General features: G+C 72.0%; 11 protein-coding genes. 7 read left to right on the top strand and 4 right to left on the bottom strand.

What is annotated here, in order from left to right:
* The first annotated feature begins 86 nt into the window (after positions 1-86).
* A complete protein-coding gene (locus SA2016_RS15205) occupies positions 87-1,061 on the top strand; it encodes an IS481 family transposase (protein WP_066495015.1) in 975 nt (324 codons plus the stop codon).
* 10 nt (positions 1,062-1,071) lie between these two features.
* On the opposite strand, the gene mshD is transcribed toward SA2016_RS15205, so the two are convergent.
* Together mshD and SA2016_RS15195 are read right to left on the bottom strand one after the other, a co-directional pair.
* The gene (mshD, locus tag SA2016_RS15200) at positions 1,072-2,076 is read right to left on the bottom strand and encodes a mycothiol synthase (RefSeq protein WP_066499645.1); all 1,005 of its coding nucleotides are present in this window, start codon (positions 2,074-2,076) and stop codon (positions 1,072-1,074) included.
* A 223-nt stretch (positions 2,077-2,299) separates the two neighbouring features.
* On the bottom strand, positions 2,300-2,995 hold the full coding sequence (locus tag SA2016_RS15195; RefSeq protein WP_066499643.1) for a winged helix-turn-helix transcriptional regulator: 696 nt from the start codon (positions 2,993-2,995) through the stop codon (positions 2,300-2,302).
* 165 nt (positions 2,996-3,160) lie between these two features.
* On the opposite strand from SA2016_RS15195, the gene SA2016_RS15190 reads away from it, so the two are divergent.
* The 6 genes from SA2016_RS15190 (at position 3,161) to SA2016_RS15165 (ending at position 14,267) form a co-directional block, all read left to right on the top strand.
* Positions 3,161-3,907, top strand: coding sequence for a permease (locus SA2016_RS15190; RefSeq protein ID WP_066499641.1), 747 nt, complete (start codon positions 3,161-3,163; stop codon positions 3,905-3,907).
* A gap of 223 nt (positions 3,908-4,130) precedes the next feature.
* Positions 4,131-4,760: a heme-binding beta-barrel domain-containing protein gene (locus SA2016_RS15185; protein ID WP_066499639.1), complete on the top strand. Its 630-nt coding sequence runs from the start codon at positions 4,131-4,133 to the stop codon at positions 4,758-4,760.
* 94 nt (positions 4,761-4,854) lie between these two features.
* Positions 4,855-5,991, top strand: a complete 1,137-nt coding sequence (gene ygfZ / locus SA2016_RS15180; protein WP_174835469.1) for a CAF17-like 4Fe-4S cluster assembly/insertion protein YgfZ — start codon at positions 4,855-4,857, stop codon at positions 5,989-5,991.
* Positions 5,992-6,023: 32 nt separating this feature from the next.
* The gene (locus tag SA2016_RS15175) at positions 6,024-6,407 is read left to right on the top strand and encodes an ankyrin repeat domain-containing protein (protein WP_066502656.1); all 384 of its coding nucleotides are present in this window, start codon (positions 6,024-6,026) and stop codon (positions 6,405-6,407) included.
* A 289-nt stretch (positions 6,408-6,696) separates the two neighbouring features.
* Positions 6,697-12,702 carry an Ig-like domain-containing protein gene (locus SA2016_RS15170; RefSeq protein WP_141305745.1) on the top strand — a complete coding sequence of 2,002 codons (6,006 nt, stop codon included), beginning with the start codon at positions 6,697-6,699 and terminating at the stop codon, positions 12,700-12,702.
* A gap of 68 nt (positions 12,703-12,770) precedes the next feature.
* Positions 12,771-14,267, top strand: a complete 1,497-nt coding sequence (locus SA2016_RS15165; protein ID WP_066499636.1) for a DHA2 family efflux MFS transporter permease subunit — start codon at positions 12,771-12,773, stop codon at positions 14,265-14,267.
* Between the two features lie 62 nt (positions 14,268-14,329).
* Here the strand turns inward: SA2016_RS15165 and SA2016_RS15160 are convergent, their stop codons facing one another.
* Together SA2016_RS15160 and SA2016_RS15155 are read right to left on the bottom strand one after the other, a co-directional pair.
* On the bottom strand, positions 14,330-15,037 hold the full coding sequence (locus SA2016_RS15160; protein ID WP_229710932.1) for a GNAT family N-acetyltransferase: 708 nt from the start codon (positions 15,035-15,037) through the stop codon (positions 14,330-14,332).
* 10 nt (positions 15,038-15,047) lie between these two features.
* Positions 15,048-16,073, bottom strand: coding sequence for a 6-phosphofructokinase (locus tag SA2016_RS15155; RefSeq protein ID WP_066499635.1), 1,026 nt, complete (start codon positions 16,071-16,073; stop codon positions 15,048-15,050).
* Between the last annotated feature and the right edge of the window lie 77 nt (positions 16,074-16,150).

Genomic DNA, 16,150 nt, shown 5'->3' with positions numbered 1-16,150 from the left:
TTGGTGGCGGCGAGCCTGGTTGAACGAGGGAGAACCTCCGGGTGGGATGTGGCTTGTCTAAGGCCCACTCCAACCCGGAGGTTCTCATGTCCCACCGTAATGCCCGCCTGACCGTCCATGGCCGAAAGCTGATCGTCGACCGGCACCGGGCCGGATGGAAGACGGCCCACATTGCCGCCGCGATGGGCGTCTCCCGCAAGTGCGTGAAGACCTGGATCGACCGGCACCGGGCCGAGGGCGAGGCCGGCCTGGAAACCCGCTCCTCACGTCCGCACTCGATGCCCACCCGGACCGCGCCCGAGGTCGAGCAGCAGGTCCTCGCCGCCCGGGCCGAGCACCGGCAGGGTCCCGACGTGCTCGGGGCGAAACTCGGCGTCCCGGCCAGGACTGTGTCGCGGATCCTGCGCCGGCACGGCGTGCCGCGCCTGCGCGAGTGCGATCCGATGACCGGGGAGGTGATCCGTTCCTCGAAGCAGACCGCGGTCCGCTACGAGCGTCAGCGGCCCGGCGAGCTGGTGCATATGGATGTGAAGAAGATCGGGCGCATCCCCGACGGCGGCGGCTGGCGCGCACTCGGCAGGGAAGCGACCGTGGACCACAAGCACAAGAAGACACTGATCGGCTACGACTACGTCCACTCGCTGGTCGATGACCACTCCCGGCTGGCCTACTCCGAGATCCTCCCGGACGAGAAGGGCCCCACCTGCGCCGGCTTCCTCGAACGCGCCGCGGCCTACTTCGCGGCCAAGGGCATCGCCCGGATCGAGCGGCTCATGACCGACAACGCCTTCGCCTACCGCTACTCCAACGACCTCAAGGGCGTCTGCGCCGCACTGGAGATCAGACAGAAGTTTATCCGCCCCCACTGCCCCTGGCAGAACGGCAAAGTCGAAAGACTCAACCGCACCCTGGCCACGGAGTGGGCCTACCGCCAGGCGTTCACCAGCAACGAGCAGCGGACAGCAGCCCTTGCGCCCTGGATCGAGCACTACAACACTGAACGCTGTCACAGCGCACTCGGAGGCAAACCCCCGACCAGCCGACTGCAACCAACCTGCTGACCGGGTACAGCTAGTCGGCCGGGGTGGCGCGCGCTTCCCCTGCGGCCGGAGCCGTGCTGTACAGGATGTCCCGGTCCCACACGGTGAAGCCCAGGCGCCGGTACATGGCCACGGCCGGGATGTTGTCCGCGTCGGTGTAGAGCATGACGGTTCCGAGGCCGAGCGCATGGAGGTAGTCGATGCCCTGCAGGGTCAGGACGCGCCCGAGCCCGCGGCCCTGGGCCTCGGGGACCACGCCGACGGCGTAGACCTCGCCGAGCGCGCGGTGCTCGCCGTGGGCCGGATGGACCTTGGTCCAGTGGAATCCGAGGATGCGGTCCTCGTCGTCGACCGCCAGGAAGAAGCCCTGCGGGTCGAACCACTCTTCGGCCATCCGCGCCTCCAGGTCGCTGCGCCGCAGCTGGCCCTGCTCGGGGTGGTGGGCGAAGGCCGCTCGGTTCGCGGCGAGCCAGGCGTCCTCGTCCCGGCCGGGCTCGAAGGCGCGGATCCGGACCCCGTCGGGCAGGGGCGGCGTCGACTCGTGCGGCCGGCGGACGAGGACCATCTTCCACAGCTCGCGCTCGGGGACGAACCCGTAGGCGGTGGCCAGCTCCGCGGCGGCCTCGTGGTTGCCGTGGGACCACGCCTTGAGCCCGGCGAGGCCGGTGGCGCCGCGCAGCTCCTTGATGGCCTCCACGAGCCGGACGCCCACGCCCTGGTTGCGGTAGTTGGGGTGCACGGCGAGCTCGACCACGCCGACGCCGTCGGGCCCGAAGGCGATGCCGGCGATCCCCGCGAGGTCCTCGGGCGCCGACGACCCGGACGTGTCGTCCAGGGCGTGCACGGCGACGGTGAGGATCTCCTCCGACCGCGTCTCGGGGGACTTCATCAGCACGGTCGTCTGCTCCGAGAGGGAGGGGTTGCCGTCGGCGTCCTCGGCGGCCTCCAGCAGGGCCCGGGCCTCGGCCCACAGGGCCTGGGGGATGCGGCCCTCGACCACGGTGACTGGCCAATCCTGCGGGTATGCGCTGGTCATGGGAGCAAGGCTAGCGAACGGGCGCATGAATCCGTACGGTTTGCCGGGCCCCGGGCGGTGCGGTAGAGTCGTCGTCTGCCGCCGGGAAGCCGGCGGGCACGGGGGATCCACCAGTGGGGTGGCCTTGATACGTTCGACCCGTATGTCCTCCACCGAGGCGTTGGCCCCGCACCGTGAGTGCGGGGCCTTCGCTGTTTCCGCGCCGCCCCCGGGTTTCCGCGGCTCAGGCCTCGCTCAGCTCGTCCTCGGCCAGGCGGGTGAGGGTGAGCCGGTAGCCGACGTTCCGCACGGTGCCGATGAGGCCCTCGTGGTCCGTGCCGAGCTTCGCGCGGAGCCGCCGCACATGCACGTCCACCGTCCGGGTGCCGCCGTAGTAGTCGTAGCCCCACACCTCGGTGAGCAGCTGCTGGCGGGTGAAGACCCGGCCGGGATGCTGCGCGAGGTACTTGAGCAGTTCGAACTCCTTGAACGTCAGGTTGAGCGCCTCGCCGTTGACCTTCGCCGTGTAGCTCGCCTCATCGATCACGACGCCGGCCGCCCGGATCTCGGTCTCGGGCTCCTCCACGGTTGCGGCGCGGGAGGTGGCAAGGCGGATCCTCGCCTCGACCTCGGCGGGGCCCGCGGAGTCGAGCACGATGTCGTCGACGCTCCACGCGGGGGAGACGGCGGCCATGCCGCCCTCGGTGAGGACGAGGATGAGGGGGGCGCTGAGCCCCGTGGCCCGCAGCAGCTGCGTCAGGGAACGGGAGCCTACGAGGTCCTTGCGCGCATCGAGGAAGATGACGTCGGAAGGGTCCGCGTCCAAGAGGGCGGTCGGCTCGGCCGGGAGGATGTGCACGCGGTGGTTGAGCAGCTCGAGTGCGGGGAGGATGTCGACCGACGAGCCGGTGGCGTTCGTCAGAAGCAGGATGTGCGACATGGTTCCTCCGTAAGGATCTGTCTGCACTGCGTCGGGCAGCGGCCTATCTCGCCGATGAGCCGATTATAGGGCGCGCAGCGGGCCCGCCCGTGGTACCCGTGTCACATTTGCACCCGACGTGAGGCAGGATGGCAGGGTGACTAGCGCAGACGAGAGGGCGGCACGGTGAGGGGCTGGACCCGCTCCGTGGCGAGCGGAGCCGTCGCCATCGCGGGCATTGCGGTGGCCGTCGGCACGGGCCTCGGAGGCGTCGTGGCGCAGTTCGTGGGCGTCGCAGTGGTGGCCGTGGCGGTGGGATTCGGCTGGCCCCATTTCCTGGGGATCCCGGCGAAGAAGACGAACGGCGCCGTCATTTCCCTCGCGGGAATCGCCTCGGCCGCGGTGACGGCCCTCGTGCCCGGTCCGCAGTACCTCGCGTGGACGCCCCTGGCGATCGCCGTGGGCGTCATGGCCGTCGTGGTGGTGCAGCTCCTCCGGGGGACGGGCCAGAGCCACCGGCTCGAGTCCGCCTTCGGGGCCAGCGCCGGCGTGCTGCTGTGCGCCCTCGGCGCGGGGTGGATCGCGACCGCCAGGCTCACCGGCGCCGGGTCGATGCTCCTCGTCGCTGCCATCAGCACCGTGGTCGCACTGCTGCTGGGCATGATCCGCTGGCCGGACACCATCATCGCCCCGGCCACGGTGGTCTTCGCCGGCCTCGCCGCCCCGCTCGCCGGGCTGGTCCTGACCGACGTCGCCGTCCTCCCGGCGACGATCGCGGGCGTGGTGATCGGCGCGGTGCTCGCGGCCTTCCGCGCCCTCAACAGCGCCCGCCCGGACCGCCTGGCCGCCGCCGGGTTCGTGGCGATGGGCCTCGCCCCCGCCTTCGCGGTGGGCGCGATCGCCTACTTCCTCGACCGGATGCTGGTGGTCTGAGCCCTCCGGCGGCCCCGGCCGCTGTGGCGCCCCTCACGCTCGGCGGCCCTCCGAGAGGCGCTACGATGGCAGCTATGAGCGTTGCTGCCTTCGAGATCTTCTTCCTCGTCCTCCTTGCCGTCGCGTCCGTCTCCATGGCCTGGTTCGCCGGCCTCGTCGTGTGGAAGCTGTTCAAGGGCCAGCGCTGAGCTAGAGCCCCCGCCCGCGGCCAAGGAGCCAGTACGTGCCCATTGAGATCCCGTCCGGCCTGACCCCCGAGCTCGTCCCGCTGTCGTGGCTCATCGGGGAGTGGGAGGGCCGCGGCCGGCTCGGCGCGGGCGAGGGCGACGACGAGCACTTCGTCCAGCACGTCGTGTTCGCCCACAGTGGCTTCCCCTACCTGAAGTACACGGCCGAGAGCTGGCTCGCGGACGAGGACGGCAAGCGCATCAGGCCGCTCGCCACCGAGGTCGGGTACTGGCAGCTGGACCGTCCGGTCCAGGATGCCGACGGCGGTCCGGGGCTCACGCCCCCGGACATCGTCCCGGCCTACACCTCGGCGGACGAGGTCGAGTCCCTGCGCAACAGCAGCGACGGCTTCGACATCACCGTGACGATCGTGCACCCCGGCAGCATCGCCGAGCTGTACTACGGCCAGATCAGGGGCCCGCAGATCCAGCTCAGCACCGACGCCGTGCTGCGCGGCGCCCATGCCCGCGACTACAAGGCGGCCACGCGCATCTTCGGCCTCGTCAACTCGGACCTCTTCTGGCGCTGGGACGTCGCCGCCGGCGGCGAGCCCCTCGCGCCGCACGCGTCGGCGATCCTGCACCGCGTGTCCCCGCCCGAGTCCGGCCGCGTCCCGACCGAGTAGCCCCGCCCGGACCGAGTGCCTCGTGGCGGACCGGGCGGTGGCGCCGGGGCACGGCACCGGGAGTGAAATCGGCCCCGATCTCGTTGGAATGGATATGACCCAGGCTTCCCCCCTCATGGCACAACCCGGCGCGGTGGCCGCGCACGGCCCCGACGAGGGCGTGGCCGCCCACTACGGAGACCCGGTGCGGGAGCAGCGTGCGCTCGCCGCCGGCCGCGCCGCAGTGGACCTGTCCTACCGTGGCGTCGTCACTGTCGCCGGCCCCGACCGGCTCTCCTGGCTGACCACCCTGTCCTCGCAGCAGGTCTCCGGCCTGCGCCCGGGCCAGTCCAGCGAGCTGCTCCTGCTCAGCGTCCAGGGCCGCATCGAGTTCGATGCGCGGATCGTGGACGACGGCGAGCGGGCCTGGCTCCTCGTCGAGTCCGGTGAGGCCCAGGGCCTCGCGGCGTGGCTCGAGTCCATGAAGTTCATGCTCCGCGTCGAGGTCGAGGACGTCTCGGCGCGCTGCGGCGTGCTCGGTGCGACCCGCCACCTCGAGGCGCTCGCCCGGTTCGCTCCCGGCGGGCGCGGCCTGACGTGGGAGGACCCCTGGCCGCACGTCGCCCCGGGCGGCTTCAGCTACGCCGCGGTCGACGAGGCCCACCATCCGGGGCTCGAGCGGCCCTGGTTCGAGCATGTGGTGGAGCGCTCGCGCCTCGCCGAGGCCGCGGCAGCGCTGGAGGCCGACGGCGTGGGGCTCGCCGGGACCATGGCCTCCGAGGCGCTGCGCATCGCCGCCTGGCGCCCGCGCTGGGGCCTCGAGACCGACGAACGCACCATCCCGCACGAGCTCGACCTGCTCCGGACCGCCGTCCACCTCGCGAAGGGCTGCTACAAGGGCCAGGAGACCGTGGCCCGCGTGCACAACCTGGGGCACCCCCCGCGGCGGCTCACGCTCCTGCAGCTGGACGGGTCCGCGCACACGCTGCCCGCGCCCGGCAGCGCAGTCTTCCCCGCGGGCACCGACGCAGGGGCGCGGCCGGTCGGCACCGTGACCTCGGCGGCCCTCCACCATGAGATGGGGCCGATCGCGCTCGCCGTCCTCAAGCGCTCCGTGGACCCCGGCGCAACGCTGGTGGTCCGCGGCGAGGCCGAGGGCGAGGAGTATGCGGCCGCCCAGGAGACCATCGTCGCCCCCGACGCCGGCCAAGTCGTCGGCAGGCCCACAGGACTGCTCAGGAGGAACGCGTGAGCGAGAACGCCCAGACCCCCGGGGCCTCCGGGATGCCCGAGGACGTCATCGCCCTCGCCGGGAAGCTGTTCGACGCCGCCCGAGCCGGGGACACCCCCGTGCTCCGCGCGTACCTCGAGGCCGGCGCCCCCGCGACCCTGGCGAACCAGGCCGGGGACACGCTCGTCATGCTGGCCGCCTACCACGGCCACGCCGAGTCCGTCCGCCTCCTCGGCGCGCACGGGGCCGACGTCGCGGTCGCCAACGACCGCGGCCAGACCCCCCTCGCGGGGGCCGTGTTCAAGGGCCACGCCGACGTCGTGGAGGTCCTCCTCGAGCTCGGGGCGGATCCCGATGCGGGGAGCCCCACCGCCCGGCAGGCGGCCCATATGTTCGGCCGGTCGGACCTCGTCGACAGGTTCGGCACCGCAGGCTAGCGACCGCGAGGTCGCCCTGCGGGACCCCGACGTCGCCCCTGGACTGACCCAGAGGCATCCCGCTGCATGGGGAGTTCTCCCCACGGCCTCGGCAGCGCGCAAGGGCCTTTGGTAACCTCGGGGTGCCGACTGCCCTCTCGGGGAGGGCTGCGGCATCTGGACCGCAAGGGGACCGGGCCGCCGATAATGCTGCCCGCGGGTGCGGCGAATCGACGGGAGAAGGCCAGTGCGACGAGCCGGGGGGCTGCGCCATCGGGCGACAAGGCTTGTTGTATCGACGGCGATGGGGGTGGCCGCGGCCCTGCTCGCAGCCGCGGCAATCCTGTACCCGGGATTCACCTCCGTGTCCGCCGACCTGAACGACGGCGGCGTCTGGGTCACGAACGGCTCCGTGAACATGGTGGGCCACCTCAACTTCTCCTCGAAGGTGCTCGACGGCGGCGTCTCCGCCCGCTCGGGCAGCTTCGACGTGGTGCAGCAGGGCCGCTCCGTCGCCGTCCAGGACAAGGGAGTCGCAACGCTGAGCCCCGTCGACGTCGCCGACGTGCGCCTGGCCGGTGACCTCCCGTTCGCGGGCACCGGCACCTCCGCGTTCGGCACGACGACGGCCGCGCTCGCCGACCCCGGCACCGGCCGGCTCTGGGCCCTCCCGCTCGACCGGCTCAGCGGCTTCACCCCCCAGAACACCGAGCCAACCGTCCAGGACCTCCCCGGTGCCGTGGCGACGGTATCCGCGCAGAACGAGGTCGTCGCGGTGTCGGCCGCCCGCACCGAGATCGTCCGCGTGCCCGAGAACGGTGACCCGACCTTCACGAAGCTCGACGGGCTCTCCACCTCAGCGAAGGTGCAGGTCGCAGCGGTCGGGGAGGACGTCGTCGTGCTCGACACCGGTGCGGGCACCCTCTTCCTCCCCAACGGCCAGCGCATCACGCGCGACGACTTCCGCAACGCCCAGCTGCAGGACACCGGGCCCTCGGCCGACGCGGTGGCGGTGGCCACCGCCAAGGCGCTCGTCACCGTCCCACTGGGAGGCGGCGACCCGCGCGTGCTCGAGGCGGCAGCGGGCCGTGCCGGGCTCCCCGCCCGGCCGGTGCAGCAGGGCGGCTGCGTCCACTCCGCCTGGGCCGGAACCGGCATCTACCTGCGCCAGTGCGGCGGGGGCCAGCCCGAGATCAAGGACATCCCCTCGGCGCGGCCCGACTCCGAACTCGTGTTCCGCACCAACCGGGACGTGGTGGTCCTCAACGACGTCCACGGCGGCAACGTCTGGCTCGTCACCGAGCAGATGCAGCTCGTCAACAACTGGCAGGAGATCGTCCCCCAGAAGACCGTCAAGAACGGCGACAAGGAGGACTCCGCCGAGATCATGCTCCAGAAGGAGCTGCCCAAGCGGGACGAGGAGAACAAGCCGCCCACGGCCATGCCGGACGACTTCGGGGTCCGGCCGGGCCGCACGGTGATCCTGCCCGTGCTCCTCAACGACTCCGACCCGGACGGCGACGTCCTCACCGTGCGCCCCACCGGACAGGCCGCGCGCATCGGCGCCGTCCAGCCGATCTTCAACGGCGCGGCCCTGCAGATCGTCGTGGCCGCGGACGCGAAGGGCAACGACGCCTTCGAGTACGAGGTCTCCGACGGCCGCGGCGGCACCGCCACGGCGAAGGTCACCCTCGCGGTCCGCGACAATGCGACGAACACGCCGCCGCGCCAGATGCGGGCCAACACCATCGCGGTCGAGCAGGGCACCTCCGTCTCGCAGAACATCCTCGGCGACTTCGTGGACCCCGACGGCGACGAGATGTTCCTCGCGGGGGCTGCAACGTCCGGCGCCGGCGACTCCGTGCGCTCCCAGCCCGACGGCACCATCACGTTCACGGACGGCGGCACCTCGCTCGGCAAGAAGGAGATCACCGTCAGGGTCTCCGACGGGCGCGACGTCACCGAGGCGACGATCACGGCGGACGTCCGCTCGCGGGGGTCCCTGCCGCCGCAGACCACGCCGGACCATGTCCGCACCGGCGTGGACGAGCCCATCGTCGTCTCCCCGCTTGCCAACGACATCGACCCGTCGGGGACCGGGCTGCGCCTGCTCAAGGTCGAGCCCGTCCCGGGACTCGACGTCGTCATGAACTCCGAGGACGGCACGTTCTCCGCGAAGGCCGCCGAGCCGAAGGTGTACTACGCCGTCTACCTCGCCTCGAACGGATCGGCCACCGCGCAGGGGCTCGTCCGGATCGATGTCGAGGCGAAGACGGCCGACGACGGCGCGCCCGTCGCGGTGCGCGACGTCGCCCTCCTTCCTTCCGGCGGCAACGTGCTCGTCGACCCCCTCGCGAACGACACCGACCCGGGCGGCGGCGTGCTCGTCGTCCAGTCGATCTCGCTGCCGCAGGACGCGCCGGTCACCGTCTCGGTCATCGACCACGCGATCCTGCGGATCACGGACACGAGGGGGCTCAAGGAGCCGCTCTCCTTCGGCTACGTGGTCTCCAACGGAGACAAGACGGCCAGCTCGACCGTGACCGTGACACCGGTGCCGCCGCCCGCCAAGCTCGACCCGCCGGTCGCGAAGCCGGACTCGGTGGTGGTCCGGGCGGGCGACACGGTGACGATCCCCGTGCTCGCCAACGACTCGCACCCCAACGGGGCACCCATCACGCTCGACCCCAAGCTCGTCGAGGTCCCGGACCCGGCCTCGGGCCACCTCTTCGTCGACCAGGACAAGCTGCGCTTCTCGGCCGGGCCGAACCCCGGGACCGTGTACGGCATCTACCAGGTCGTCGACCCGGCCGGCCAGAAGGACTCGGCCAAGGTCACCATCACGATCCGGCCCGCGGACCCGGCGCAGAACGGCATGCCCGTCCCCAAGAACCTCACCGCCCGCGTGCTCGCCGGCCATGCCGCGAAGGTGGCCGTCCCGCTCGACGGCGTCGATCCCGACGGCGACTCCGTGACCATCACGGGCATCGAGAAGCCCCCCGCTCTCGGCACCGCCATCGTCAAGGACGGGTACATCGAGTACACGGCGGCCAACGACGCCAGCGGCAAGGACACCTTCACCTACGTGGTCGAGGACAGGTTCGGCGGCCGCGGCGTGGCGACCGTCCTGGTCGGCGTCGCCGCGGTCCCGAACACCAACCAGAAGCCCATCCCGGGCGACGACAAGGTCTCCGTCCGGCCCGGGCGTCCGGTCTCCGTCGACGCGCTCGCCAACGACACCGACCCCGACGGCGACACCGTGCGCCTCGTCGCCGACGGCTTCGAGCTGCCGCAGGGGACCACCGCCAGGGTGGACGAGGGCCGCGTCGTCGTCACCCCGCCGTCGGCGCCCGGCACGGTCACGGTCCGCTACACGGTCGACGACGGCCGCGGCGGCCGGGCCGTCGGCAACATCATCGTCACGGTCGACCCGAACGCCCCGCTCAAGGCCCCGATCGTCCGCGACGACCGGGTCAACCCCATGGACGTGGCCGGCAAGAAGACGTTCGCGGTGGACGTCCTCAAGAACGACGAGGACCCCGACGGCGTCGCCAGCGACCTGAAGGTCACCATTCCGCCGAGCGCCGCAGCCCCGGGCACCACCGTGGACGGGGGCCGGGTGAACGTCGCGCTCACCGAGGCGCCCCAGGCCATCCCGTACACCGTCACGGACGTGGACGGGCTGCAGGCGACAGCGATCATCTGGGTGCCCGGCCTGCGCGACCAGCGGCCGGTGCTCAAGACGCTCGATCCCGCGCACTCCAAGGCCGGGGAGCCGCTCGAGCTCAAGCTCGCCGACTACGTCACCGTGAGGCCCGGCAGGAGCCCGCGGATCACGGGGGAGGGCGCCGTCTCCGCGGTCGCCGCCGACGGCTCCGGCCTCGTCAAGGACGCCGGCACCCTGCGGTACACGGCCCGCAAGGACTACGGCGGCCGCGCCTCGATCACCTTCGAGGTCACCGACGGCTCCGGCCCCGACGACTCGGACGGGCTCAAGAGCGTCCTGACCATTCCGATCGACGTCGAGCCGACCGCAGACAAGCCCAACACGGCGCCCACCTTCGCCACGAGCATCCTCGAGGCGGCCCAGGGCGAGGACGCCGCGCAGCTCGACCTCCGCGCCGCAACGACCGATCCCGACCCGGGCGACATCGACCGCGCCTCCTTCAAGGTCACCGGCGCCGCTCCCGAGGGCGTCGACGTCACCCTCGACGGCTCCGTCCTCAAGGCCAAGGTGACCTCCGCCCAGCGCGGCACCTCGGGAACGGTCGGCATCCAGGTCGACGATGGGCGCGGAGGGAAGGCCGAGGGCACGGTCGAGGTGCGGGTGGTCCGCTCGACCCGGCCGCTCGCCGTCGCCAATCCCGATGCGGTCCCGGAGGCCCAGGCCGGCAAGCCCGTCGACATCCCCGTCCTCGCCAACGATGCCAACCCGTTCCCCGGCAAAGCGCTCACGCTGGTCCGCGCGGGTGTCGGCAGCGGCGGCGGCGATGCGAGGGTCGAGGGCGACCACGTGATCGTGACCCCCGCCGCCGGATTCCACGGCCAGCTGACCGGCACCTACCGCGTCGGCGACGCGACCGGGGACACCGAGCGCGAGGTCGAGGGCACCTTCACCGTGACGGTCCGCGACAAGCCGGATGCACCGAGCGCCCCCGTCGTGGACGGCATGTCGAGCCGGCAGGTGGTGCTGCACTGGGCCCCGCCGTCGAACAACGGCGCCGAGATCAGCGCCTACAAGGTCAACTACGCGGGCGGCAGCCAGACCTGCCCGACGACCACCTGCACCGTCACGGGGCTCACCAACGGCACTGAGTACACCTTCACGGTCGTGGCGACCAACGCCGTCGGCGACTCCGCACCGAGCCCCGCCTCGGCACCCATCACCCCGGACGCCAAGCCCTCCCAGCCCGGGCCTCCCGTGCTGTCTCGCGGCGACAAGAGCATCTCCATGACCTGGACCGCGCCCGCGAACGAGGGCACCGCGATCCAGAGCTACACGATCGAGCTCTCCTCCGAGGAGGGCATCCAGCGGCGCACCGTCGGGGCCGTCACGCAGCTGACATGGACGGGCCTCACCAACGGCGTGGAGTACCGCGCGCGCATCCAGGCCAAGAACGGGGCGAAGGACCCGTCGGACTGGTCCACGCTCTCGGCCGCCGCGAAGCCGGCCGGCGCCCCCCTCGCACCTGCGGCACCCACGGCGACCCGCTCGACGTCGGCCGTCAACGGCGGCGTCGTCGACGTGGCCTGGGCCTCGGAGCCGCTCAAGAGCAACGGCGAGCCCGTGACGTCCTACGACGTGCTCGTGTACCGCGGCGGGTCCCTCGCCAAGACGGTCTCCGGTGTCCAGGGGACCCAGCAGCAGGTCACCGGCCTCGACACCTCCTCGACCTACACCTTCGCCCTCGTGGCCCACAACAACGTGGGCGCGTCGCCGCAGGGTGCCCGCAGCAACCCGGTGACCCCGTACGGGCGGCCCGGCGCGGTGTCGAACCTGAGCGCGGCGCCGGCGAACACCACCGGCAACGGCGGCCAAGTCCAGCTCGCCTTCAGCCCTGCCACGGCCAACGGTGACCCCGTCTCCGGCTACCAATACTCGATCGACGGGGGCAGCAGCTGGAGCTCACTCGCGTCGGACAAGACCGTCAGCGGCCTGCAGAACGGCACGACCTACTCCTTCCTGGTCCGAGCCGTGAACTCGGCCGGGCCTGGGCCGAGCAGCAACCGCGCCTCGGCCAATCCCTACGGCCAGCCCAAGACCCCCGTGGCCAATGCCGCGACCGATGGCATCCGCGTGAAGATGACCTGGAACACCGGCGGATACGACAACGGCCGGCCCAGCACCGTCAGCGTGACGATCGACGGCAACGCCGTGGCCAACGACGGCGCCGCCACCGTGGGCAACGGGCCCGACGAGGCGCACTCGATCACCGTCAGGGCCTGCGTGCAGGGCGAGCCGACGAACTGCTCGAGCAAGTCCGATTCCGCTCGCACGGCATCGCCGAGCGCGAGCCTCGCGCAGGGGCCGCGCGTGACAAGCGACCCGCAGTGCGCGTCCAACGCCTGCTATTACTTTGACATCACGGCGCGGAACTTCCACCCCAATGCGTCGGTCTTCGTCCAGTGCTGGAACAATGCCGGAGGCGACCACGTGTTCGCGAGCTTCCACGCAACGACGGATGCCAACGGTTACTTCAACCAGAACTCCGGCTGCTATCTCGGGCACAACGCCATCAACCCTTGGTCCGCTGGTTGGGCGACGCTCGATGACGGACGGGGCGGCACTGCGCGGACCAACAACTACACCTGGTAACCGTGAGGCTCACCACAGGCGGCCGGCCGCCGAGCGCCGGCGATTGCCGGAAGTGAGACCCTTGTCCGGTGGTAGACATCCAGCGGCCATGGGCTGCGCTGTGGGCACTCGTCATCGGCTTCTTCATGATCCTCATCGACACGACGATCGTCTCGGTGGCCAACCCGGCCATCATGCGGGCGCTCGGGGCGGACATCAATGCCGTCATCTGGGTCACGAGCGCCTACCTGCTCGCGTACGCCGTGCCGCTGCTCATCACCGGCAGGCTCGGCGACAGGTTCGGCCCGAAGCGGGTGTACCTGATCGGGCTCGTCGTCTTCACCCTGTCCTCGCTGTGGTGCGGCCTGTCCGGGAGCATCGCCTCGCTCATCGCCGCGCGCGTGGTGCAGGGGCTCGGCGCGTCCTTCATGACCCCACAGACCATGGCGGTCATCACCCGCATCTTCCCGCCTGAGCGCCGGGGTGCAGCGATGAGCGTGTGGGGCTCTACCGCCGGTGTGGCGATGCTGGTGGGCCCGATCCTCGGCGGCATCCTCGTGGACGGCTTCGGCTGGGAGTGGGTGTTCTACATCAATGTGCCCGTCGGGGTCGTCGGCTTCATCCTGGCCGCCCGGCTCGTCCCGACGCTCCCCACGCATTCGCACCGCTTCGACTGGCTCGGCGTGGTCCTCAGCGGGGCGGGCATGTTCCTCGTCGTCTTCGGCATCCAGGAGGGGCAGACCTACTCGTGGGGCACCATCAGCGGTCCCCTCACGGTGTGGTCGCTCATCATCGCGGGCGTCGTGGTGATGGCACTGTTCGTCCTCTGGCAGGCCGTGAACAAGGCCGAGCCGCTCGTGCCGCTGGGGCTCTTCCGCGACCGGAACTTCTCGATCGCGAACCTGGGGATCTCCACAGTCGGCTTCGCCGTCACCTCGTTCGGACTGCCGACGATCTTCTACTACCAGCTCGTGCGCGGGATGACGCCCACGCAGTCCGCGCTGATGAGCATCCCGCTCGCCGTGTTCTCCGGCGCGCTCGCGCCGTTCGCCGGCAGGCTGGTGGACCGCGGCCATGCGAAGGCCATGAACATCGGCGGCATGCTCGTCTTCGCCGTCGGGCTCGTCCTCTACGCCGTGCTCATGACGCCCGAGCAGCCCATCTGGCTCCTGCTCATCCCGAGCGCAGTGGTCGGCGTCGCGAACGCCGGGATCTGGGGGCCGCTCGCCACCCTGGCCACGCGCGGCCTCCCGCCGCAGCTGGCCGGCGCCGGGTCCGGCATCTACAACACCACCCGCCAGGTGGGCGCCGTGCTGGGCTCGGCGGCGATCGCGGCGCTCATGGAGGCCAGGCTCTCGGCCGAGCTCCCCACCGGCGGCCACGCCGCCCCGACCGGCGAGCTCGCCTCCGGCCACCTTCCGGCGTTCCTGCAGGCCGGCTTCTCCGCGGCCATGGGGCAGTCCGTGCTCCTGCCCGCCGCGCTCGGCGTGGTCGGCCTGGCGGTGGCGCTGTTCTTCGTGAAGGTCCCCCCGGCGGTCGGGAGGCCGGCTGCCGCGGAGGACACGGTGGCCGAGTCCCGCCGCTGACCTTCCTCCCTCCCACGGGGTGATCTCGCGTTCCTGCGCGGGGTGACGTCGCGGCGGGGCGGTCAGCGGGGCGGGAGCGAGACCGCCGCGTACCGTCCCTGCGCCTGGATCCCGAGGGAATCGGCCAGGCGCAGCGCGGCGAGGGCGTGGGACGGGACGGCGGCCTGCACGATGAGGCCGTCCGCGAGCGCCTCGTGGGCGGCGACGGAGGCGGCCAGCCGTCCGAGCCCCCTGCCGCGCAGCGGGGGCGCCACGAGCACCCCGAGGTCGGCCAGGAGACCGTCCCGGACCGAGTAGGCCGCGCAGGCGGCGGGGCCCTCCGGGAGCATGATCGTGAACCGGTGGTCGCGCTCGGTCAGTCCCGCCGACGTGACGTCGTCCGGCGGGCAGCGCATCTCGAGCTCGATCGCCTCCGGCGCCCCGCGCGAGACCTGCGGCTCCGTGTCCGGCTGTTCGAGCGGCAGGTCGTCGGCGAAGCCGAGCACCGCGGAGCGCAGCCCGTGCGCGCGCGGACCGGCGGCCCGCAGCAGCGCTCCGCCGCCGAGGAGCTCCTCGGCATCGAGCTCGGCCGCCGCCTCCACCGGCCCGGTGGGGCCGACGAGGGCGAGCTGGCCGAAGAGCGCGACGGCGACCAGCTCGGACGCGCCGTCGTGGCACCCGAGGAGGGTGCCGCCGTCGTCCGCGAAGCTCAGATCGGGGAGGCCGAGCCGGCGCGCCCAGGCCAGCCGGACGATGCCCCGGCTGCCGGCGGAGAAGGTCGGAGACACCACGGGCCGCCCGTCAGCCGAACAGGACGGCGGCCTCGTCGTAGCGGTGCTGGGGCACGACCTTGAGCCGGCCGAGGGCCTCCTCGAAGCCCACGTGGGCGATCTCCGTGCCGTGCAGCGAGACCATGGTGCCCCAGCGGCCCTCCACCACGGAGTCGATCGCGGCCATGCCCAGGCGCGTGGCGAGGACGCGGTCGAACGCGGTGGGGACGCCGCCGCGCTGGATGTGGCCCAGGATCGTCGCCCGCGTCTCGATGCCGGTGCGCGCCTCGATCTCGGGCGCGAGCTGCTCGGCGATGCCGCCCAGGCGCGGGCGGCCGAAGGTGTCGAGGCCGCGCTCCGAGTGGGGGGCGTCCATGCCCTCGAGCACGAACCCCTCGGCGACGACCACGAGCGGGGCCCTACCGCGGTCCCGGGCCAGCTTCACCCACGTGGCGATCTGGTCCATGGTGACCTTGTGCTCGGGGATGAGGATCGCGTGGGCGCCGGAGGCCATCCCGGAGTGCAGGGCGATCCAGCCGACGTGGCGGCCCATGACCTCGGCGATCATGCAGCGGTGGTGGGACTCGCCCGTGGTGCGGAGCCGGTCGATCGCCTCGGTGGCGATCTCCACGGCGGTGTCGAAGCCGAACGTGTAGTCGGTGGCGTCGAGGTCGTTGTCGACGGTCTTGGGGACGCCGACGATCTTCAGGCCCGCGTCCGTGAGGCGCCGCGCAGCCGCCAGCGTGCCCTCGCCGCCGATCGCGATGATGGCGTCGATCCCGAGCCGCTCCATGTGGGCCTTGATCACCTCGGGGCCGCCGTTGTTCTCGAACGGGTTGGTGCGGGAGGTCCCCAGGATCGTGCCGCCCTGCTTGGCGATGCCGCGGACCGAGGTGCGCGGCAGCTCGATGACGTCCCCCTCGACGACCCCGCGCCAGCCGTCCCGGTAGCCCACGAACTCCTGGCCGTGCACGGCGATGCCCTTGAGCACCGCCCCACGGATGACGGCGTTGAGGCCGGGGCAGTCGCCGCCGGAGGTGAGGATGCCGATCTTCATGCAGGGGGCCTTCCCGTAGGGTGCGGCCGGGCCGTGGGGCGGCGGGCCGTCGGTGGTGTGCTTGAGGCGCCCCGTTG

It is taken from the genome of Sinomonas atrocyanea, from assembly GCF_001577305.1.
Classification (GTDB): domain Bacteria; phylum Actinomycetota; class Actinomycetes; order Actinomycetales; family Micrococcaceae; genus Sinomonas; species Sinomonas atrocyanea.
This window is presented reverse-complemented; position numbering and strand designations above follow the sequence as displayed.